At 75.6% G+C, this 20,172-nt stretch carries 20 protein-coding genes; 6 read left to right on the top strand and 14 right to left on the bottom strand.

All coding sequences use genetic code 11. The features are described from left to right. Nucleotides 1-194: 194 nt before the first annotated feature. From ZF1_RS24415 to ddaH, 3 genes are read right to left on the bottom strand one after another with little or no spacing between them, the layout of a single operon-like run. A complete protein-coding gene (locus tag ZF1_RS24415; protein WP_167409998.1) occupies nucleotides 195-929 on the bottom strand; it encodes a phosphoglyceromutase in 735 nt (244 codons plus the stop codon). A 17-nt stretch (nucleotides 930-946) separates the two neighbouring features. Beyond that, nucleotides 947-2,167 carry an ornithine--oxo-acid transaminase gene (gene rocD / locus ZF1_RS24420; protein WP_482638432.1) on the bottom strand — a complete coding sequence of 407 codons (1,221 nt, stop codon included), beginning with the start codon at nucleotides 2,165-2,167 and terminating at the stop codon, nucleotides 947-949. Beyond that, nucleotides 2,164-2,964: a dimethylargininase gene (gene ddaH, locus ZF1_RS24425; protein ID WP_178375901.1), complete on the bottom strand. Its 801-nt coding sequence runs from the start codon at nucleotides 2,962-2,964 to the stop codon at nucleotides 2,164-2,166. The genes rocD and ddaH overlap by 4 nt, the downstream gene beginning before the upstream one ends. Nucleotides 2,965-3,086: 122 nt before the next feature. Here ddaH and ZF1_RS24430 point away from each other — a divergent pair, with 122 nt between their 5' ends. Beyond that, a complete protein-coding gene (locus ZF1_RS24430) occupies nucleotides 3,087-3,518 on the top strand; it encodes an Lrp/AsnC family transcriptional regulator (protein ID WP_226368258.1) in 432 nt (143 codons plus the stop codon). 57 nt (nucleotides 3,519-3,575) lie between these two features. Continuing rightward, a complete protein-coding gene (locus ZF1_RS24435) occupies nucleotides 3,576-4,085 on the top strand; it encodes a VOC family protein (protein WP_100878790.1) in 510 nt (169 codons plus the stop codon). 7 nt (nucleotides 4,086-4,092) lie between these two features. On the opposite strand, the gene ZF1_RS24440 is transcribed toward ZF1_RS24435, so the two are convergent. Then, nucleotides 4,093-4,857 carry a GntR family transcriptional regulator gene (locus ZF1_RS24440; protein WP_345640370.1) on the bottom strand — a complete coding sequence of 255 codons (765 nt, stop codon included), beginning with the start codon at nucleotides 4,855-4,857 and terminating at the stop codon, nucleotides 4,093-4,095. Between the two features lie 46 nt (nucleotides 4,858-4,903). Continuing rightward, nucleotides 4,904-6,307 (bottom strand): GABA permease, encoded by a 1,404-nt coding sequence (gene gabP / locus ZF1_RS24445; RefSeq protein WP_062398084.1) that lies wholly within the window; start codon nucleotides 6,305-6,307, stop codon nucleotides 4,904-4,906. Between the two features lie 122 nt (nucleotides 6,308-6,429). Between gabP and ZF1_RS24450 the strand changes: the two genes are divergently transcribed. After that, on the top strand, nucleotides 6,430-7,062 hold the full coding sequence (locus ZF1_RS24450; RefSeq protein WP_482638433.1) for a TenA family protein: 633 nt from the start codon (nucleotides 6,430-6,432) through the stop codon (nucleotides 7,060-7,062). On the opposite strand, the gene ZF1_RS24455 is transcribed toward ZF1_RS24450, so the two are convergent. Next, on the bottom strand, nucleotides 7,050-7,484 hold the full coding sequence (locus ZF1_RS24455; RefSeq protein ID WP_482638434.1) for a thioesterase, FlK family: 435 nt from the start codon (nucleotides 7,482-7,484) through the stop codon (nucleotides 7,050-7,052). The two genes, ZF1_RS24450 and ZF1_RS24455, sit on opposite strands and share 13 nt — an antisense overlap. 82 nt (nucleotides 7,485-7,566) lie before the next feature. Here ZF1_RS24455 and ZF1_RS24460 point away from each other — a divergent pair, with 82 nt between their 5' ends. Continuing rightward, nucleotides 7,567-8,526, top strand: a complete 960-nt coding sequence (locus ZF1_RS24460) for an FAD-dependent oxidoreductase (protein ID WP_482638435.1) — start codon at nucleotides 7,567-7,569, stop codon at nucleotides 8,524-8,526. Nucleotides 8,527-8,531: 5 nt separating this feature from the next. Here ZF1_RS24460 and budC read toward each other — a convergent pair whose 3' ends face one another. Together budC and ZF1_RS24470 are read right to left on the bottom strand one after the other, a co-directional pair. Further along, complete coding sequence (budC, locus tag ZF1_RS24465; RefSeq protein WP_482638436.1) at nucleotides 8,532-9,305, bottom strand: meso-2,3-butanediol dehydrogenase; 774 nt, start codon at nucleotides 9,303-9,305, stop codon at nucleotides 8,532-8,534. Nucleotides 9,306-9,329: 24 nt separating this feature from the next. Continuing rightward, on the bottom strand, nucleotides 9,330-9,773 hold the full coding sequence (locus ZF1_RS24470; RefSeq protein ID WP_100878794.1) for a VOC family protein: 444 nt from the start codon (nucleotides 9,771-9,773) through the stop codon (nucleotides 9,330-9,332). A gap of 113 nt (nucleotides 9,774-9,886) precedes the next feature. On the opposite strand from ZF1_RS24470, the gene ZF1_RS24475 reads away from it, so the two are divergent. Further along, complete coding sequence (locus ZF1_RS24475) at nucleotides 9,887-10,873, top strand: helix-turn-helix domain-containing protein (RefSeq protein WP_482638437.1); 987 nt, start codon at nucleotides 9,887-9,889, stop codon at nucleotides 10,871-10,873. Nucleotides 10,874-10,912: 39 nt separating this feature from the next. On the opposite strand, the gene ZF1_RS24480 is transcribed toward ZF1_RS24475, so the two are convergent. After that, nucleotides 10,913-12,232 (bottom strand): heparan-alpha-glucosaminide N-acetyltransferase domain-containing protein, encoded by a 1,320-nt coding sequence (locus ZF1_RS24480; protein ID WP_482638438.1) that lies wholly within the window; start codon nucleotides 12,230-12,232, stop codon nucleotides 10,913-10,915. Between the two features lie 190 nt (nucleotides 12,233-12,422). Between ZF1_RS24480 and ZF1_RS24485 the strand changes: the two genes are divergently transcribed. After that, the gene (locus tag ZF1_RS24485; RefSeq protein WP_482638439.1) at nucleotides 12,423-12,986 is read left to right on the top strand and encodes an LEA/WHy family protein; all 564 of its coding nucleotides are present in this window, start codon (nucleotides 12,423-12,425) and stop codon (nucleotides 12,984-12,986) included. A 92-nt stretch (nucleotides 12,987-13,078) separates the two neighbouring features. On the opposite strand, the gene ZF1_RS24490 is transcribed toward ZF1_RS24485, so the two are convergent. The 5 genes from ZF1_RS24490 to ZF1_RS24510 form a co-directional block, all read right to left on the bottom strand. Further along, nucleotides 13,079-14,656, bottom strand: a complete 1,578-nt coding sequence (locus ZF1_RS24490; RefSeq protein ID WP_482638440.1) for an AMP-binding protein — start codon at nucleotides 14,654-14,656, stop codon at nucleotides 13,079-13,081. A 123-nt stretch (nucleotides 14,657-14,779) separates the two neighbouring features. Beyond that, nucleotides 14,780-15,259 (bottom strand): type III secretion system chaperone family protein, encoded by a 480-nt coding sequence (locus tag ZF1_RS24495; protein WP_073576590.1) that lies wholly within the window; start codon nucleotides 15,257-15,259, stop codon nucleotides 14,780-14,782. Beyond that, nucleotides 15,256-16,530 (bottom strand): D-inositol-3-phosphate glycosyltransferase, encoded by a 1,275-nt coding sequence (gene mshA, locus ZF1_RS24500; protein ID WP_073576591.1) that lies wholly within the window; start codon nucleotides 16,528-16,530, stop codon nucleotides 15,256-15,258. Before mshA ends, ZF1_RS24495 begins: the two co-directional genes overlap by 4 nt. Next, nucleotides 16,527-19,337 carry a sacsin N-terminal ATP-binding-like domain-containing protein gene (locus tag ZF1_RS24505; RefSeq protein ID WP_482638753.1) on the bottom strand — a complete coding sequence of 937 codons (2,811 nt, stop codon included), beginning with the start codon at nucleotides 19,335-19,337 and terminating at the stop codon, nucleotides 16,527-16,529. The genes mshA and ZF1_RS24505 overlap by 4 nt, the downstream gene beginning before the upstream one ends. Next, the gene (locus tag ZF1_RS24510) at nucleotides 19,334-20,167 is read right to left on the bottom strand and encodes a DUF3027 domain-containing protein (protein WP_312888742.1); all 834 of its coding nucleotides are present in this window, start codon (nucleotides 20,165-20,167) and stop codon (nucleotides 19,334-19,336) included. Before ZF1_RS24510 ends, ZF1_RS24505 begins: the two co-directional genes overlap by 4 nt. Nucleotides 20,168-20,172 lie beyond the last annotated feature (5 nt).

A 20,172-nucleotide genomic window follows, 5' to 3' on the forward strand; every position in this document is an offset into this window, starting at 1 on the left:
GACCAGCGCCGGACACCGGATGGTGACGCCCGCGACCCCTCCGCGCGACACTGTTCGGTCCCCGTTCACCGAGGGTTCAGCGAACCCCTCCCCCACCCGACCCGGGGTGCTCCCAGGGTCACTCTCGTAGCGCTCTAAGCCACGAAAGTGACCCTGGGGACATCCCCGGGGTGCAGCGGGCGGGGGCGGTGGGGTCAGCGACCCTGGTTCGCCACCCCGGCGATGGCCTCCTGCGCCGCGGCCGGGTCGAGGTAGCGCCCGCCCGGGTTCGTCGGCGTCAGGTCGTCGTCGAGGTCGTAGACCAGCGGGATGCCGGTGGGGATGTTCAGGCCGGCGATGTCGGCGTCGGAGATGCCGTCGAGGTACTTCACCAGCGCGCGCAGCGAGTTGCCGTGCGCGGCGAGCAGCACGACCTTCCCTTCGCGCAGGTCCGGCACCACGGCCTCGGTCCAGTAGGGCAGGAACCGGTCGACGACGTCGGCCAGGCACTCGGTCAGCGGGGCGTCGACGCCGGCGTAGCGCGGGTCGGCGTCCTGGGAGAACTCCGAGCCCTTCTCGATCGCGGGCGGCGGGGTGTCGTAGGAGCGGCGCCAGAGCATGAACTGCTCCTCGCCGTACTGCTCCAGGGTCTGCTTCTTGTCCTTGCCCTGCAGCGCGCCGTAGTGGCGCTCGTTGAGGCGCCAGTCGCGCTTGACCGGGATCCAGTGCCGGTCGGCGGCGTCGAGGGCGATGTTCGCGGTGGAGATGGCCCGGCGCAGCAGCGAGGTGTGCACGACGTCGGGCGCGACGCCCGCCTCGGCCAGCAGCTCGCCGCCCCGGCGGGCCTCCGCCTCGCCCTGGGAGGAGAGCGGCACGTCCACCCAGCCGGTGAACAGGTTCTTCGCGTTCCAGTCGCTCTGACCGTGACGCAGCAGTACGAGGGTCGGCATGGCGGACAGCCTGCCACCTACCCGCGGGAGAGGTCGGCGAGCACGGCCCCGAACGTGTCCACCAGCACGTCCACCTCGTCGTGGGTGACGACCAGCGGCGGGGACAGCCGCACGGTGACGCCGTGGGTCTCCTTGGCCAGCACCCCGCGCCGGGCGAGTGCGACGCACACGTCGCGGCCGGTGCCGATCCGCGGGTCGACGTCGACGCCGGACCACAGCCCCACCCCGCGCACGGCGGTGAGCCCGGGCAGCGCGCGCAGCCGCGCGTCCAGGTGCGCGCCGAGCTCACGGGCCCGCGCCTGGTACTCCCCCGTCGCCAGCAGCGCGCACACCGCGGACCCGACGGCGGCGGCGAGCGGGTTGCCGCCGAAGGTGGAGCCGTGCTCGCCGGGGCGCAGCACGCCGAGCACGTCGCGCCGCCCGACGACGGCGCTGACCGGCACGATCCCACCGCCGAGCGCCTTGCCGAGGGTGTAGAGGTCGGCGCGCACCCCCGACAGGTCGGTGCACAGCGTGGCCCCGGCCCGGCCGAGCCCGGACTGGATCTCGTCGCAGACCAGCAGCACGCCCCGCCGCTCGGTGAGCTCGCGGACCGCGCGCAGGTAACCGGGTGGCGGCACGAGCACCCCGGCCTCGCCCTGGACCGGTTCGAGGAGCACCGCGACGGTGTCGTCGGTGAGCGCGGCGGCCAGCGCGTCGGCGTCGCCGTAGGGGACGCGGTCGAAGCCGGGGGTGAACGGGCCGAAGTCGTCGCGGGCGACCGGGTCGTCGGAGAAGGAGACCACCGTCGTCGTACGGCCGTGGAAGTTCCCCCCGGCGACGACGATCCGCGCCGCCCCCGGCCGCACGCCCTTCACCCGGTACCCCCAGGCGCGGGCGACCTTCACCGCGGACTCGACGGCCTCCGCGCCGGTGTTCATCGGCAGGACGGCCTCGGTGCCGGTCAGCGCGGCGAGGTCGCGCTGGAACGCCGGCAGCCGGTCGTTGTGGAACGCCCGCGCGGTCAGGGTGAGCGTGTCGAGCTGGGCGTGCGCGGCCGCGGTGAGCGCGGGGTGGCGGTGCCCGAAGTTGAGCGCGGAGTAGCCCGCCAGCGCGTCGAGGTAGCGGACGCCGTCGACGTCGGTGACCCAGGCGCCGTCGCCGTGGGACAGCACGACCGGCAACGGCGCGTAGTTCCGTACGCCGAACTCCTCGGCGAGGGCGATCTGCGGGTCGGTGCCCGGGACCACGGCGGTCACGACCGCAGCTCCAGCGTGGCGCACTTGATCCCGCCGCCGCCCCGGCGCAGCTCCGAGGTGTCGACGCCGACGGTGCCGAACCCGCGCTCGGCCAGGTCGGCGGCGAACTTCTCGGCCTGGGGCGCGTGGACGACGGTGCGCCCGTCGGAGAAGCAGTTCAGGCCCAGCACCGCCGCGTCGTCGTCGGAGACGACCACCGCGTCGGGGAAGCGGAACCGCAGCACCTCCTGGGAGGCGTCGTCGAACGCGCCGGGCAGGTAGGCGACCGCGCCCGGCCCGCCGGCCGGGTCGAGCACCGCGAACGCGGTGTCGAGGTGGTAGTAGCGCGGGTCGACCAGCTGCAGGGACACGACCTCGCGGCCGAACACCTCCGCGGCCTCGGCGTGCGCGCGCGGGTCGGTGCGGAACCCGGTGCCGGCGTAGACGGTGTCGCCGACGAGCAGCAGGTCGCCCTCGCCCTCGTTGACGTGGCGGGCCTCGTGCACGGCGAACCCGGCGGCCCGGAACCACGCGCCGTACGCAGGCCCCTCGGCGGCGCGCTCGGTGTGCCGGAACCGGGCGGTGAGCGCGGTCCCGTCGATCACGGTGCCGCCGTTGGCGGCGTAGACCATGTCCGGGTACCCGGGCAGCGGGTCGACGAGCCGGACGTCGAACCCGAGGTCGCGGTAGACCGCGTGCAGGGTCTCCCACTGCGCCAGCGCGAGCCGGGTGTCGGTCGCCTGCTCCGGACGCATCCAGGGGTTGATCCGGTAGCTCACCGTGAAGTGCTCGGGGCGGCACATCAGCACAGAGGTCATGGGCACAGCATGGCGCGCCTACCCCGTGCGTTTCCCGGCTTCGGGCGCACGATCTGCGCGTGCCGTCCCGGTTCGGCGCTGGTTCCGCGCGCTCCGGTCTAGCATCCGGCGTCGTGGACGGGATCGACGCGATCGACCGCAGACTGCTGGACCTCCTCCGGGTCGACGGGCGGGCCGGCTGGGCCGAGCTGGGCGAGCGGGTGGGCCTGTCGGCGTCGGCGGTGCGACGCCGGGTGGACCGGCTGACCGCCCGCGGCGTGGTGCGGGGCTTCACCGTGCAGGTGGACCCCGACGTCGAGCAGGGCCCGGGCGTGGAGGCCTACGTCGAGCTGTTCTGCCGCGGCACGGTGGCCCCGGCCGAGCTGCAGCGGATGCTGTCGGCGGTGCCCGAGGTCGTCACGGCGGGGACGGTCACCGGGGAGGCCGACGCACTGGTCCTGCTGCGCTCGCGCGACGTGCGGTCCCTGGAGGACGCTCTGGAGCGGCTGCGGCTCGCGGCCAACGTCGACCACACCCGCTCGGCCGTGGTCCTGACCTGGCTGGTGACTCGTTGAACTCTCACGGGACACCGCGTACCGTAGTCGATTGAGAGTTCAACCAAAGGAGCAGCCGTGCCCGTCCAGCGACTCAACCACGCCGTCCTCTACGTCCGCGACGTCCCGCGCAGCGTCGGCTTCTACCGCGACACCCTCGGCTTCCGCCCGGTCGTCGAGCTCCCGGGCGGGCGCGGCGCGTTCCTGCAGGCCGAGGGCTCGACCAACGACCACGACCTCGCCCTGTTCGGGATCGGCGCGCAGGCCGGGGCCTCGCAGGCGGGCCGCGGGACCGTCGGGCTCTACCACCTGGCGTGGGAGGTCGACACGCTCGGCGAGCTCGCCCGGATCGGCGAGCGGCTGCAGGCGGCCGGGGCGCTGGTCGGCGCCTCCGACCACGGCACGACCAAGGCGCTCTACGCGAAGGACCCCGACGGTCTGGAGTTCGAGGTGTGCTGGCTGGTCCCGGCGGCCCTGATCGACGGCGACGACCACGACATGCGCATCGAGCCGCTCGACATCGCGGCCGAGATCGCCCGCTACGGCGCGGACACCCGCGGCGGGATCGGCGTCTCGGTCCCGGCCTGAGCCCGTCTCAGCCGGGCTCGTTGAGGTCCACCCGGTAACCCGAGCGGGACGAGAACCGGGCGGTGACCGAGAACCGGTCGCCGCGGACGAGGGTGTGCCGCCACTCCACGGGGCGCCCGGCGGACAGGCCGAGCCGCTCGATCGACAGGGCGGCGACGCCCTCGTCGATGCCGAGCAGCTCCCGCTCGCCGCGCCCGGGCAGCACGGCCCGGATGTTCTCCATGCCGCCGTCGACGCGGATCCCGCAGCGGCGCCGGTACTCGGGGTAGATGCCGGTGTGGGTGAAGTCGACGTCGAGCAGCGGCGCCGCCAGCTCCTCGGGCAGCCACACCCGGTCGACGGCGAGCGGCTCGGCGTCGGCGAGACGCAGCCGCTCCAGGTGCACCAGCGGCGTGGACTCCTCCAGCCCCATCCGGGCCGCGACCACGCCGTCGGCGCGGACCTCGAAGGTCCGCACCACGCTGCGCTGGGTGCGCCCGGCGGACTCGACCGCCACGTAGAGCGAGTACGGCTCGTCGAGCGGCTGCTCGATCTCCGAGCGCACGGTCGGGCGGGCGACCCGCCCCCGCCCGGCGACGACGGCGCCGTCGTCCCGCAGCCGGCGCAGCGCCTCGCGCACGGTGTGCCTGCTGACCCCGTAGTCGGCGGCCAGCGCGAACTCGCCGGGCAGCGCCTCGTCGAACTCGCCGTCGGACAGCCGGCGGCGCAGGTCCGCCAACAGCTGCTGCCACAGCGGCATGGCCCCGTTGCGGACCAGTGCTCGCGCCGTCATCGCCCCACCCCCTCGCGCGTGATCACCGTAGGCGAGCGCCGTGGGGTCACCGCACGGCAGCCCGCGCGCGACGCCGGGTGAGCAGCACGCCGACACCCACGACGCCGGCCGCGATGAGCGCGGTCATGCCCAGCTCGAAGCGCGAGCCCTCGCGGGTGGCCATGTAGACGAGCACCACCGGGATCACGACGATCACCGCCCAGGTGAGCACCGGGTAGCCCCACATCCGCACCGGCATCGCGACGCCGTCGCGCTCCAGCACCCGGCGCATCCGCAGCTGGGACACCGCGATGACCAGGTAGACCAGCAGTGCGATCGCGCCGGAGGTCGCGAGCAGCGCGGCGAAGACCTCCTCCGGGAAGGCGTAGTTCGCGATCACCGCGACGAACCCGACCAGCGTCGACCCGAGCACCGCGAACCGCGGCACGCCCTGCCCGGTGGTCCGGTTGACCAGGTCCGGGGCCTGCCCGCGGCGACCGAGGGAGAACAGCATCCGCGACGCCGTGTACAGCGCCGAGTTCAGGCAGCTGGCGACGGCGACGAGCACCACGACGTCGACGATCAGCTTGGCCGACGGGACGCCCAGCGCCTCCAGGGCCGCCTGGTAGGAGCCGACCTCGGGTAGCCGCGGGTCGTTCCACGGCACGATCGCGACGACGAGCAGGATCGAGGCCAGGTAGAACACCGCGATCCGCCAGATCACCGAGCGGGTGGCCCGGCCGATCCCGCGGGCCGGGTCGCCGGACTCCGCGGCCGCGATCGTGACGATCTCGGTGCCCATGAAACTGAACATCGTCACCAGCACCGCGGCGACCACCGCGCCCGGCCCGTTCGGCAGGAACCCGCCCTCGGACACCAGCCGGGACAGCCCCGACACCGACGAGTCGTCGCCGACGAAGCCGGGCAGCAGGCCCAGCACCGCGAGCACCCCGACGACGATGAACGCGATGATCGCGACCACCTTGAGGAGGGCGAACCAGAACTCGAACTCGCCGTAGTTGGCGACGGAGAACAGGTTGGTCACCGTCAGCAGCACGGTGACGGCCAGCGCCCAGCCCCACTGCGGCACCCCCGGCAGCCACGAGTTGAGGATGACCGCGGCCGCCGTCGCCTCCACCGGGATCACGAGGACCCAGAACCACCAGTACAGCCAGCCGACGGTGAACCCGGCCCACGGCCCGATCGCCCGGTCGGCGTAGGTGGAGAACGAGCCGGAGTCCGGCTGCGCGGCCGCCATCTCGCCGAGCATCCGCATCACCAGCACGACCAGCGTCCCGGCGAAGAGGTAGGCCAGCAGCACCGCGGGGCCCGCGGTGGCGATCGCGCTGCCGGAGCCGATGAACAGCCCGGCGCCGATCACCCCGGCGATGCTGATCATCGTGACGTGCCGGTCGCGCAGCCCCGCCTTCAGCTCGCCACCGGCCTCCGGCCGGTTCACGGTCTCCGTCATGGCGCCTCCCCTCCTCGGTGCCACAGCCGGCGGTGTCCGGTGCGTTGCGCAATGGTCACCCGGGTGTCGCCCGTTGTCACACCCCGGGCCGCGTCCGGGGGGCTGCGCCTAGCCTGGGCGGCATGGGATTCAGCGTGCAGCTGCGCGAGTCGACGGCCGCGACCTGGGACGCGGCGGTCGGACACCGGTTCGTCGACGAGCTGTGGTACGGCAGCCTGGACCGCGGCGTGCTGCGGCACTACCTGGAGCAGGACCTGCAGTTCGTCGACTCGTTCCTCGCGCTGCTCGGCGCCGCCGTCGCGACGGCCGACCGGCCCGGCCCGCGGGTCCGGCTGGCCCGTCAGCTGGGGCTGGTCGCGGGCCCGGAGAACGACTACTTCGAGCGCTCGCTCGGTGAGCTGGACGGGAACACCGAGCCGGAGCGGACCGCGCCGACCGTCGGGTTCGTCGACCTGATGGACTCCGCCCGCGACGCCGGGTACGCCGAGGCGCTGGCCGTGCTGGTCGTCGCCGAGTGGCTGTACCTGGACTGGGCGACCCGGCCGGGCGCCACCACCCCCGACGACCGGATCTCCCGTGAGTGGATCGAGCTGCACCGCGGCGTCGAGTTCGAGGAGTGGGTCGCGTTCCTGCGCGACGAGCTCGACCGCGCCGCCGACCGCCTCGACCCCACCCACCGGGAGCGGGTGGCGGCGCTGTTCGTGCGCGCGGTGGACCTGGAGCTGGCGTTCTTCGACGCCGCCTACCCCGGCTGAAGGCCGACGACGGCCTTCACGACCTGGGCCCGGGCGACCACGACGCCGTCGCAGACGGCCGTCACCGCGGCGAACGCGGAGCGGCCGGTGCGCCGGTCGAGCGTTCCGCGGAACGCGAGCTCCCGGCCCCGCGGGGCCTGCGCGGGCAGCGTGACCGCGGTGGACACCGACACCGCGTGCTCGGCCTCGGTGAGGTGCGGCAGGACCGCGAGCAGCGCGGCCACCTCCAGCCCGACGGCCAGCGCACCGGCGTGCGCACCGCCCGCGCCGCCGTCGGCGAGCTCGTCGACGGTGAACGCGACCCCGGCGGCCGGGTCGGCGTCGTCGAGCAGCCGGGCGCCCAGCGCGGCCTGCAGCGGGACGGCGAGGACGAGCGCGGCCCGGCGGGCCAGTGCCGGGCCGGTCAGCAGCGGTGCGGTCACGGGCCGAGTGTGCGCCCCGCGGGTGGCCGGGCGTCGACGTCCGAATGACGATCCGGGGCCGGTGGCTGCGAGGATCGCCGGCATGGGAGGCAACCGGCGGGCGGTGGTGGTCGGCGCCGGGATCGCGGGCCTGAGCTGCGCGGTCCGGCTGCGGGAGCGGGGCTGGTCGGTGCGGGTGCTGGCCGACGCACCGGTGGAGGCGTCGACGTCGCACCTGGCCGCGGCCGTGTGGTTCCCGACCCGCGCCGGGCCGCGGGACAAGGTCCTCGACTGGGGCCGGCGCACCTTCACCGAGCTGGCCCGACAGGCCGCCGACGGCGTCCCCGGCGTCGTGATGCGGGAGTCGCTGACCCTCTACCGGACCGAGCCGGAACCGCAGTGGTGGGCCGACGCCGTCGGCGGGGCCCGCCCGGCCCGGCCCGGCGAGCTGCCACCCGGCTACGCCCACGGCCTGCGTTTCGCCGTGCCGCTGGTCGAGATGCCGGTGCACCTGCCCTGGCTGGCCGCCGAGGCCGGGCGCCTCGGGATCGTCCTGGAACGCCGCCGCGTCACCTCGCTCGACGAGGCCGGGCGGGACGCCGACCTCGTCGTGCACTGCTCCGGGATGGGCGCGCGGACCCTGGTCGGTGACACCACGGTGACCCCGGTGCGGGGACGGATCGTGCGTGTCACCAACCCCGGCCTGACGATGTCGGTCCGCGACGAGGCGCACCCCGGCGGACGCGCGTACGTGCACCCCCGCGCGCACGACTGCGTCCTCGGCGGCACCCTCGACGACGGCGTCTGGGACGCGACGCCGGACCCGGCCGCCGGCGAGGCGATCCTGCGACGCTGCCGCGACATCGTCCCCGCCCTGCGCGACGCCGAGGTCCTGGAGCACCTCGCGGGCCTGCGCCCGGCCCGCCCGGAGGTGCGGCTGGAGGCCGAGCCCGCCACCGCGACCCGGCCGCGGGTGATCCACGACTACGGGCACGGCGGTTCCGGCATCACCCTGTCCTGGGGCTGCGCCGGCGACGTCGCGGACCTCGCCGACGCCCCCTGACCCGGTCAGGACATCCGCGGCTGCCCGTTCGACGCGGACAGCCCGCCGTCGACGGGCAGGTTGACCCCGGTGACGAACCGCGCGTCGGGCCCGGCGAGGAAGGCGATCACGTCGGCGACCTCGGCGGGGTCGCCGCCGCGGCCCATCGGGATGCGGTCGGCGAAGCGGGCCATCAGGTCCTCGTCGCCGGTCATGCCCTCGGTCATCTCCGTGTGGGTCAGCGACGGGCTGACCGCGTTGACCCGGATCCCCTCGCCGCCGTGGTCGAGCGCCATCGCCCGGGTGAGGTTGACGACGGCGCCCTTCGCCGAGTTGTAGGCGACGTTCGCCCAGTCCCCGCCCAGCCCGGACACCGAGGTCACGTTCACGATCGAGCCCCGGGTCGCGCGCAGGTGCGGCACCGCGGCGCGGGACGCGAAGAAGACCCCGTCGACGTCGACGGCGTGCACAAACCGCCACTGCTCGGTCGAGGTCTGCACCGCGGTGCCCGGCCGGGCCACCGCCGCGTTGTTGACCAGCGTGTCCAGCCGCCCGAAGCCGGACGCGACCTCGTCGACGAGGTGGGTGATCGCCTCCTCGTCGGACGAGTCGGCGACCAGCACGTGCATCCGGTCGGCGACCGCCGGGTCGGCGCCGGCCACCACGTCGTCGAGCTTCTCCTTCGTCCGCCCGGTCAGCACGACCGTGGCCCCGTCCGCCGCGAACCGCCGCGCGGTGGCGGCGCCGATGCCCGAGCCCACTCCGGTGACGATCGCGACCGTGCCGTCCTTCGTTCCCATGATCGGCGGATACCCGCGGTGGGCTCACACGATGCAGAAGTCGTTGCCCTCCGGGTCGGCCATCCACAGGTGGTCCACATGTGGAGAACCCGGGGACAGGTGCTCCTCGACGACCCGGGCGCCGAGCGCGCACAGCCGTCGTGCCTCCGCCGCCAGGCGCTCGCCGCGCAGCTCGGCGGGCAGGTGCCGGCCGCCGGAGACCTGCAGGTCCGGGTGCAACCGGTTCTTCACCGTGCGCGGCTCGTCGACCCGCAGGAACGAGATCCGCGGGCCCGCGCCGTCCGGGTCGCTGATCGCGGCGACGTCACCCCACTCGTCGGCGGGCACCTCGTGGTGGACCATCCACGCCTCCCAGCTCTCGAACCCGGTCGGCGGAGGGGCGGGGGCGTAGCCGAGCGCGGCACTCCAGAACTCCGCGAGCAGGCGTGCGTCGGCACAGTCGACGGTGATCGTCCAGGGGGTCGCCATGGGTGGAGGCTACGGCCGGGCCCCGACCGTTCCGCGGTGGCGCGGGTCGCGCCGACGCCCGGTCACGGGGTAACTTTCCGCATCCGATCACCCGGTGCACCGGTGGAGGGCGAGTGGACGGACAATCGCCCGGCAACGGAGTGCGACGGCTGAGCCTGCGCATGGGGTCGGCGGCCGACGTCGAACGGTTCGCCGCGGAGTTCTACGCAGGCGCGGTCGTACGGCCGTTGGGCGACGGCCGCGACTTCGAAATGGGGAACGAGACCGTCGCCGCCCCGGGGTTCTCGCTGAGCGATCTGTGGGTCACCGCCGAGATCGACGCGACGGTCGACCCGGTCGAGAACGCCTTCATGATCGATCTGGTGCAGGGCGGACGCATGCGCCTGGACACCGAGGCGTACGGCACCGTGCTGCTGCAGCCCGGCGACGTCGGCGTGCTCCCGCCCGAGGGCCGCTTCCGGGACCTCGCCGAGGACATCGACCTCGACGTCGTCGCCCTCGACACAGCGGGCCTGACCCGCTGGGCCGGGCAGGTGCACGGCGTCGCGGTCGACCGGGTGCGACTGTCCGGGATCACCCCGCTGAGCGGGGCGCACGCGCGGCGCTGGGCCACGACCGTGGTGCACGTGCGCGACCGGGTGCTCGGCAACCCGATGCTGCTGGACGGGTCCGTCGCCCTCGACGAGGCGTTCGGGCTGCTGGCCTCGCGGTTCCTGGAGACGTTCCCGAACACCGTGCTCGACGAGGCCGGCCGGCGCGGGAGCGCACGCACCCCGGCCCTGCCCTCCCGTCTGGTCCGCAGCGTGACCGAGCACCTGCGCACCCACGCGCACCGGCCGTTCGACCCCGCTGAGCTGGCCCGGCTGACCGGGGGCCCGGCCCGGGCCGCCGTCGCCGGGCTGCGGCGGGCCGGGACGGACCCGGCCGCCGTGCTGTGGCGGGCCCGGCTCGACGGTGTGCGTGCCGCGCTGCGCGACGCAGGTCCGGCGGTGCCGGTGGACCTGGTCGCCGGCCGGTGGGGATTCGTCCGGCCGGCCCTGTTCCGGACGGCCTACGCCCGGGCCTTCGGCGAGACCCCGGAGGACACCGCGGCCGGCTGAGGGCACCACGCACACCGGCGGCAGCACCCTCGGCGGGGCCTACGGCTCCGCCGACCCCTCGGACGCGGGCTCCGGTACCCCGTCCGCGGTGGCGGGATCCCGTACCCCGGACCGGGCCGAGGGGTCCGGCGCACGTCGGACGCCGGCCCCCCGGCCACCGGCCCACACCCCGGCGCGCCCGACGAGTCCGCCGACCAGCCCCTCCAGTGGGCCGCGCCGGAACCGAGTCCGCCACATCGTGGCGAACACGGCGTAGCAGGCGATCTCGGCGACGAAGGCCGGCACCGAGTCCGTCCGCGCGTACGGGGAGATCAGGTACAGCACGTGGGTGCAGTACAGGGTCAGCGTCATCGACCCCATGGCGGCCGGCGGTGCCGTCACCACCGCCACCACGTGCCCGGCCCGGCCCGGCAGCCCCGCCGCGAGGCACAGCGCACCGACGACGGCGACGGCGATCCCGGACGACTGCACGACCTGCGGGGTGGTGCCGGTGTGCGGGCCGAGCACGGCCAGCCACCACCAGCTGTCGGTGGGCACGACCCCTCCCGCGCCCACGGACAGCAGCTCCGACACCGGGTCCTCGGTGCCCAGCGGCAGTGCGAGCAGCCGGGACAGACCCCCGAGCGGGTGCAGCAGCAGCCACGACGCCCACCAGGCGGCGGCCGCGGCGGCGGTGCCTGCGGCGACGAGACGCAACGCCACCCGTCGCGACGACAGGTCCAGCCGCCCGACGACGAGTCCGACGCAGACGTAGGCGAACCACGTCGCGACCGGGTAGTTGCCGGTCAGGAACACCTCGCGCAGCGCTGTGAGCGGCTCGGTGGCGACCGACACGAACGACGGATCGGTCCCCAGCGGGGCGGGCAGGTGCGTGCGGGCCAGGTGGCTCACCACCGGCATCACGCAGGCGGAGGCGACCCCGACGGCGAGCACCACGCGGGTCGGCAGCAGTACGAGCGGCACGGCCAGGACGAACAGCACGCCGTAGAACACCAGGATGACGCCGGGGCTGCGGTCGGTGTCGAACGAGCCCAGTGCCAGGCCGATCAGGCAGACCAGCACGGCGCGGGTGCCGAGCCGGGCCGCCGCGACCCGGGCGGCGCGGGCCCCGGTGACGCGGGCGCGGCCGGTCGTGAAGGCGACGGCGGCCCCGGCGAGGACGGCGAACAGCGGCGCGGCCCGCCCGGCGAGCACGCTCTGGACCGGTGAGGCGGCGCCGTCCGGGCCGGACTCGGAGAACAGGTGCACCGCGATCATCCCGATCAGCGCGAGGCCGCGGGCGGCGTCCACCGCCACGACCCGCCCCGGCGGCGGCGCCGGGTCCGGGCCACGCCGCCGGGAGGTGGTCGTCGTCCCCATGGGCCGGGGCTCGCGCGTCACCGCGACGGCGTTAGCCGCGCCGGGGCCGCTCCCGGACACGGCGGGACGAAGGTCCCGCCGGGACCGGGCCGGAAGTCCCGGGGCCACCGGCCGGTGGCGCGCGATGGTGATCCCGCCCCGTGCGACGCCCGGCGTCCCGGGCACCGGTTCCCCTCCCGGAAGGCACACGATGCCCCGACCGCTGCGTGCCCTGCTCGCCCTCGCCCTGGCCCTGCTCGCCGCCGCCGGGTGCTCCACCACCGTCGACCGCTCCGAGGTCGCCGCCCGCGCCGCCGCGGAGGCCGACGCCGCGGACGCCGACGGCCCCGCGGGGCCTGCGGGGCACGCCCCGGTCGCCGGCGGCTTCGGACGGCCGCACACCTTCCCCGGCGGCAGCGTCGTCGACGTGTCCCCGCCGCGCGGCGGGGGCCCCGGGGGCGCGGGCGCGCGCACGGCGACGGTCACCGTGACCCTGACCAACCCGACCGGGTCGCCCGCCGACCTCACCGGGCTGGACGTCGGCGCCACCGCCGACGGCGCCGAGCTGACCGCGCACGCCGAGGAGAGCACACCGGAGGTGCGGCTGCCGCCGGGCGGCACCGCCCGCTTCGACCTGGTCTTCCCCCTGACCCCCGCGCCCGTGCGGGAGTTCGTCGTGACCGTCACACTCACCGCCGTCGACGCCGAGGGCGAGGACGTCGAGGGGTCGGACCACGCGGCGGGCGCGAGCGTGACCTTCGAGGCGGCGGTCTGACCGGGGGGGGCCGGCCCGCACCCACAGACGACGGAACGGCGCCGCCCCCGCATCGCTGCAGGTCACGGCGCCGTCCCGGCCGTTCGGAAGGGTCAGGCCCTCTCGTTCTCCCGGGCCCGCAGGTCCTTGCGCAGGATCTTGCCCGAGGCCGACTTCGGGATCTGGTCGATGAACTCGACCACGCGCACCTTCTTGTGCGGCGCGACCTTCTCGGCGACGAAGCCCATGACGTCGTCCTCGGTCAGGTCCTCACCTGAGGCCTGCTTCACCACGAACGCCTTCGGGACCTCTTCGCCGTCGGCGTCCTTGACCCCGATGACCGCGGTGTCGGCGATCTTGTCGTGGGTCAGCAGCAGCGCCTCCAGCTCGGCGGGCGGCACCTGGTAGCCCTTGTACTTGATGAGCTCCTTGACCCGGTCGACGATCGAGTAGACGCCCTCGTCGTCGACGACGGCGATGTCACCGGTGTGCAGGAAGCCGTCGGCGTCCTTGGTGGCGTCGGTCGCCTCGGAGTTGTTGAGGTACCCGACCATCACGTTCGGGCCCTTCACCCACAGCTCGCCGCGCTCGCCGACGCCGACCTCCTCGCCGGACTCCGGGTCGACCAGCTTGCACTCGATGTTCGGCAGCGCGAAGCCCGACGAGTTCAGGTCGAGGTCGCCGCGGTCGTCGGGCATGCAGTGGCTGACCGGGGACAGCTCGGTCATGCCGTAGCCCTGCAGCACGGTGCAGTCCAGCCGCTTGGCGACGGCGCGGCCGAGCTCGCCGTCCAGCGGGGCGGCACCGGAGAAGATCGTCTTCACGCAGGACAGGTCGAACTTGTCGATGATCGGGTGCTTGGCCAGCGCGACGGCGACCGGCGGGGCGATGTAGAGCCGGTCGACCTGCAGGTCCTGGGTGATGGTCAGGAACTGCTCGAGGTCGAACTTCGGCATGGTGACGACGGTGGCGCGCGCGTGCAGACCCTGGTTCATCATCACGGTCATGCCGTAGATGTGGAAGAACGGCAGGAACGCCATGATCTTGGTCTCGCTGGTCACGTCGCCCATGGCCTGGATCTGGAGCAGGTTCGCCACCAGGTTGCGGTGGGTCAGCACCACGCCCTTGGCCAGGCCGGTGGTGCCCGACGAGTACGGCAGCACCGCGGTGTCGGTCGCGGTGGTCGTCAGCTCGGGGGCCGGGGCGCCGGAGCCGACGAGATCGCGGAGCGAGTCGTGGCCCTCGGTGGCGTCGATGGTGAGCACGACGTCCTCGGACAGTCCCGCCTCCTTCGCCCCGGCCACGGCCCGGTCGAGGAACGGCGAGACGGTGATGACCATCTTCGCGCCGGAGTCCTTCAGCTGGTGGGCCAGCTCGCCGCCGGTGTACATCGAGTTCGCGCTGGTCACGATGCCGTTGGCGCGCAGGATGCCGTGGAACAGCGCCGCCCACTGCGGCAGGTTCGGCGCGAACAGCGCGACGACGTCGCCGGTGCCGATGCCGCGGGCGGCGAGCCCGCCGGCGATCTTCTCGACCAGGCCGTGGAACTCGGTGTAGGTCAGCTGGTCACCGGTGGTGCCGTCGACGATCGCCGGCGCGTCCGCCCGGTCGCCGAACCCGTCGGCGAACAGGAACTCGGTGAGAGAGACGTCAGGGATCTCGACGTCCGGGTACGGGCTGCGCAACGACAAGGTTCGCTCCTTCGCGAGGTCCTGCGGGGGACGGACGGCGCGGAGATCCGGCCGGGTTCGGCGTCATGCTAGAGGCACCGCGCCCGTACCGTCGTCGTGGCGCGGTGAAAAGTTACCCGCGGGTCACCGGAAGAGGTGCTCGAACGCGGTCAGGTTCGCGGTCGACTCGCCGTTCTCGCTGCGCCAGGCGTACTCGCGGCGGATCGAGGAGGCGAAGCCGAGCTCCAGGAAGGTGTTGAAGTCGCCGTCGGCGGCCTCCAGCACCGAGCCGAGGACACGGTCGAGCTCGTCCGCGGTGACGGCGTGGCGGGCCAGCCGCCCGACGAGGTGGATGTCCCCGACCCGGTCCAGGCAGTAGTGCACGCCGTAGAGCTTGGCGTTGCGCAGCAGCATGAACCGGTAGACGCCCTCGTGGTTCTCATCGGGCCTGCGGCACACGAACGCCTGCACCGCGAGGGTCTGCTCGCGCAGGATCAGCCAGGTCTGGGTCTGGAGCCGGGCCTCGCCGGGGAGGGTGACCAGCCACTGCCCGGGCCCGCGGTGGACGTGCTCGGCGCCGGAGTCGGCCAGCGCGGCCCCGATCCGCTGCTCCAGGTCGCTCATACGTCCCCCCGTCGCCGCGCCGCGAACTCGGTGCGGGCCTCGTCGTAGGCGCCCAGCAGGGCGTCGGTCGTGCGGTCCCAGGAGAAGCGGTGCGCGTGCGTCGCCGCGGTCCGCCCCATCTGCTCTCGACGGCCCGGGTCGAGCGCGAGCTCGCCCAGCGCGTCGGCCCAGTCGGAGATGTCGTGCCCGGTGACGAGCAGCCCGGACCGGCCCTCGGCGACGGCGACCGGCAGCCCGCCCACCCGGGTCGCCACCACCGGCGTCCCGCACGCCTGGGCCTCCAGCGCGACCAGCCCGAAGGACTCGTTGTGACTCGGGACGGCGACGACGTCGGCCGCCCGGTAGACCGTCACCAGCTCGTCGCCGGCCCGGGGCGGCAGGAACCGGACGAGGTCGGTGATCCCCAGCTCGGCCGCCAGCTCGTGCAGCGACGTCGGCTCGGCCAGCCCCGACCCGGACGGCCCGCCCGCGACGAGCACGACGAGGCGCTCCCGCAGCCCCGGCGCGCGCGCGGCCAGCTCGGCCGCGGCGCGCAGCAGCACGTCGGGGGCCTTGAGCCGCTGGATGCGCCCGACGAACGCCAGCACCACCGCCCCGGCGGGCAGGCCCAGCTCGGCGCGGGCCGCGGCGCGGTCCCCGGGCCGGAAGCGGTCGGTGTCCACCCCGGGCGGGATGGTGACGGTGCGGCGCGGGTCGGCGTCGTAGAGGTCCAGCAGCTGCTTCGACTCGATCTCGGTGTTCGCCACCAGCCGGTCGGCCTCGGCGACGACCTGGTCCTCGCCGATCACCCGCACCCGCGGCTCGGGGGTGTCCCCGGCGGCGAGCGCGGCGTTCTTGACCTTGGCCAGGGTGTGCGCGGAGTGCACCAGCGGCACCCCCCAGCGGTCCCGGGCCAGCCAGCCGACCTGGCCGGACAGCCAGTAGTGGGAGTGCACGACGTCGTACCAGCCCGGGTCGTGGCGGGCCTCGGCCCGCAGCACCCCCGCGGTGAAGGCGCACAGCTGGCTCGGCAGGTCGTCCTTGCCGAGGCCCTCGAAGGGGCCCGCGGCGACGAACCGGACCGTCGCGCCGGGCTCCAGCTCGACCGTCGGTGGCTGCTCCGACGACGTGGCGCGGGTGAAGATCTCCGCCTGGACGCCGCGGCGGGCCATCCGGATCGCCGTCTGCGCGACGTAGACGTTCATCCCACCGGCGTCGCCGGTGCCGGGCTGCTCGGTCGGGGAGGTGTGCACCGACAGCACCGCGACCCGTCGGGGCAGTCGCTCACTCACCCGAGCATCCTGACACGGCGCCGGAGCGCCAGCGCAGCCACCAGCGCCCGCAGCGGGTCCGCGGCGTGCCAGTCGTCGCCGCGGCCGGGCCAGGCCGGGACGGTCACCGTCCCGCCGTCGTCGAGGTCGACGACCAGCTCGTCGTGCCGGTGCAGCCGCCCCGGGGGCGCGGTCTCCCCCAGCGCGGCCAGCGCCAGGACGACCTCGGGGTCGGCCGTCCACGGGCCGGGGGTGCCGGTGCCGCGGGCGGTCCCGGCGACCCGGTCCGAGGCCAGCGGCACGTCGAGCAGCTCCGCGAGGGCGGCGGGGTCGGGCCCGCCGGGGACGGCGGGCAGCGCGTCCAGCGCGGGCAGCACCCACGGCGCGTCGAGGACGACGGCGCGGTCGGTCGGCGCGACCGACCCGGTCACCGTGCGGACCCGGTCCGGTGGGTCGACGTCGTCGAGGTCCACCCGGCCGTCGGCGACGGCCGCGGCGAGCGCGGAGTAGGCGGCCGCGGCGACCTCCCCGGTCACCGCGCGCGCCGGGTCGGCCAGCCGGTCGAGCAGCTCGGTGACCTCGTCCGGCCCGTCGACGACGACCCGGTCCCGGACGCCGGCGGCGGCGAGCACCGCGTCGTCGACGCCGGGCAGGGCCCCGACCTCGTCGTAGAGCCCGGCCAGCCCGGTCGCCGAGCGCAGCCGCCACGTGCCGGCCAGCCGGCCGCCGAGGCGGACGTGGCGCGACAGCCACCAGGCGGTGTACCCGGTGAGCAGCGCGGCCCGGGTGTCGCGGTCGCCGGCGAGCAGGGCCAGCGCCGCGGGCCAGCGGTCGTCGGCGACGAGGTCGAGGTCGCGTACGGCGGGCGGGGGGTCGCCGTCGCCGGGGTAGTGCTCGGCGTCGTGCAGCACGTCGGGGTCGAACGCGACGACCGTGAACCGGTCCAGCACGCCGGCGGCGACCAGGGCGTCGCGGGGCACGTCGGCCCACTCCGGCCCCAGCACCCCGACGGGGGCGTCCGGGTCGAGCAGGTCCCGGAGGGCGGCGTCGGGCAGGACGAGCTCGTCGGCGCGGGCGGGGCGGCCGTCCTCGTCGGTGAGGGCGAGGGCCCCGAACCGCGGGTCCGGCGCGGCGCCGGGGGTGTCGAGCAGGGCGAGGACGGCGCGGGCCGCCGCGGTGGTGTCCAGGCCCGCCTCGGCGTCGTCGACGGACCGCTCGACGGCGGCGTGCAGCGCGGGCGCGTCGAGCAGGGTGTCGCGGTCGGCGTCGGCGGCGCCGAGGCGGCGCAGCAGCGGGTGGACGGCGCCGGGGTGGGCGATCCGCAGCTCGGGGAGCGCCGCCGCCCCGGCCGGGTCGCCCCCGACGGGGAGCAGCACCGAGGCGGGCCCGGGCACCAGGCGGCCGTCGACGAGCGGGACGGGCAGCGCGCCCAGCTCGGCGGCCAGCCCCGGGACGGTGTCGGCGGCGGGGGCGAGCGCCGCGTACAGCTCCCGCCACCGGCCCGGATCCGCCTCGAGGCCGGTGAGCCGCTCCGCCAGCGCGGCGGGGCCGACCCGGTCCACGCCGAGCCCGGCGGGCGGGAGGACCCCGGACGCGACGAGCCGGGCGAACGCCGGACCGGTCGCGGCGAGCAGCTCGGGCAGCCCGTCGGCGGGCACGTCGAGCCACTCGGCCCGCTCCGGTGCGAGCACGTCCGCGTCGCCCGTGGCGGCTGGGAGCCACGGGGTGCGGGTCAGCGCCGCGGTGACCGCCTCGCGAAGCCGGCCGTCGAGCGGTGAGCGCGGGAAGCCCGGCTCCGGCACCAGGGCGGTGCGGTCGGCGGGGCCGACGCGCCGGACGAGGTCGGCGTAGGCGGCCGCCGCGGCGTCGACCAGCACGTCGACGCCCGGGTCGTCGGCACGGATCCGGCGGCGGTCCGGGTCGAGCGGGAGCGGTGCGACCAGCCGGGCGGGCAGCGACAGCTGCTCGGCGCTGCGGGTGGGGGCGTGCAGGACCTCGCCGTCGTCGGGTCCGTACGGGGCGGGCCGGTCGCCGCGGCGCGGCAGCGCCCAGCGGACGCCCGCGTCCCCGGTGACCAGCAGGTACCCGGCGTCGCCGACGCGCACCCGGCCGTCGCCGAGGTCGGTGCGGGCGACGGTCACCGGGCCCGCCGTGACCGACTCCAGGCCGGGCAGGGCCAGCAGCAGGTCCCCGGCGGTGCGGGCGAGCTCGTCGAGCAGGTGGTGCGGGTCGGTGCCGGGCGCCGGGCGCAGCCGGACCTCGGTGGCGAACCCGGGCGGCGGCGGTTCCTCCTCCGGCGCGGGCCAGGCCAGCCGCAGCACCGGCACCCGGGCGTCGCGGGCCAGCTCGGCGGCCGCGGCACCGCCCAGCCCGGCCACCTCGACCGCGGTCCGCGCGGCCGAGAACGCGACGGCCCCGGCCGCCGTCACCAGCCGGGGGGCCGTACAGACGGCGAGCACGGCGGCGAACCCGACGCCGAACCGGCCGGTCGCTCCGGCGGCGTCCCGCTTGGCCGAGGCCCGCAGCGCGGCGAGCGCGGCGACCCCGGGGGCGGCGAGCGGGGCACCGGTGTTGGCGACGCGCAGCTCACCGTCCACCACGACGGCCCGGACCCGGCCGGGCAGGTCCGCGGCCAGCGCGGCGTCGGCGGCGTTCTGGAGCAGCTCGGCGACCCAGGTGTCGGCGTACCCGCCGCGGCGCAGGTCGTCCTCGGCGTTGACGTCCTCACGGAACCGGGTCGGCGACGACGACCAGGCCGCCAGGACCCCGTCCCGCAGCGCCGCCGTGCCGAACGGGTCGGTGCCGTCCGCGACGCCGGGAGGGCTCAGGACCCGACCGGCTCGAGGTCGACGCCGTCGTCGTAGACCAGGGCCGAGACGTGGACCGGGGAGCCGGGCTGCTCGGCGACCGAGGAGTGCGCACCGCAGCCGAAGCCGACGGCGACGACCTGGGCGTCGGCCGGGGAGGAGCCGTTCGCGCAGACCCCGAACACGCCCTGCAGCGACCCGGCGAGCGGCACCAGGAACCCGCAGGTCCCGCAGGACGCGGGGGCGGACCGGGCGAGGTCGGCGGCCGGGCCGCGCTCCCCGTCCTGCCAGCGCTCGGCGGCGGCGACGCGGCCCTCGAACGACAGCACCCGCTCGCGGCCGAGGCCGACCTCGCGGGCCAGCGCGTCGACGGCCGGGTCCCCGGAGTCGACATAACCCGGCACCAGGCGGGGGTCGTCGGCCGGGGTGGGCAGCAGGTCGCCGGGCTTGAGGTCACCGGGGCGCACGCGCTGGTCCCACGGCACCCAGTCGGGCGCGACGAGCGCGGTCGAGCCGGGCAGCAGCACCGACTCCGAGACCGTCACCGGCCCGTCACCGGCCGCGGCGGCGACGGTGACCGCCCACCGCCAGCCGCGGTAGCCGGGCAGGTGTGCGGCGAAGGAATGGGTGACCGAGCCGTCGTCCTCGACGGTCGTGCCCAGGTGCGCGCCGACGGCGGCCACGGCCGCCTCGTCACCCAGCTCGTCGGCCGCCTCCTCGACGGCCGCGGCCCGCGCCTCGTCCACCGCGTCGAACAGGTGCGACGGCGCGGGTGTCACCCGGGGCTGCGGCGTCTCCGCCCGCTCGTCACCGGAGTCGCCGACCTCGACACCCACCTCACCAGTGCTCACCTCAC

It is taken from the genome of Pseudonocardia sp. ZF1, assembly GCF_056835605.1.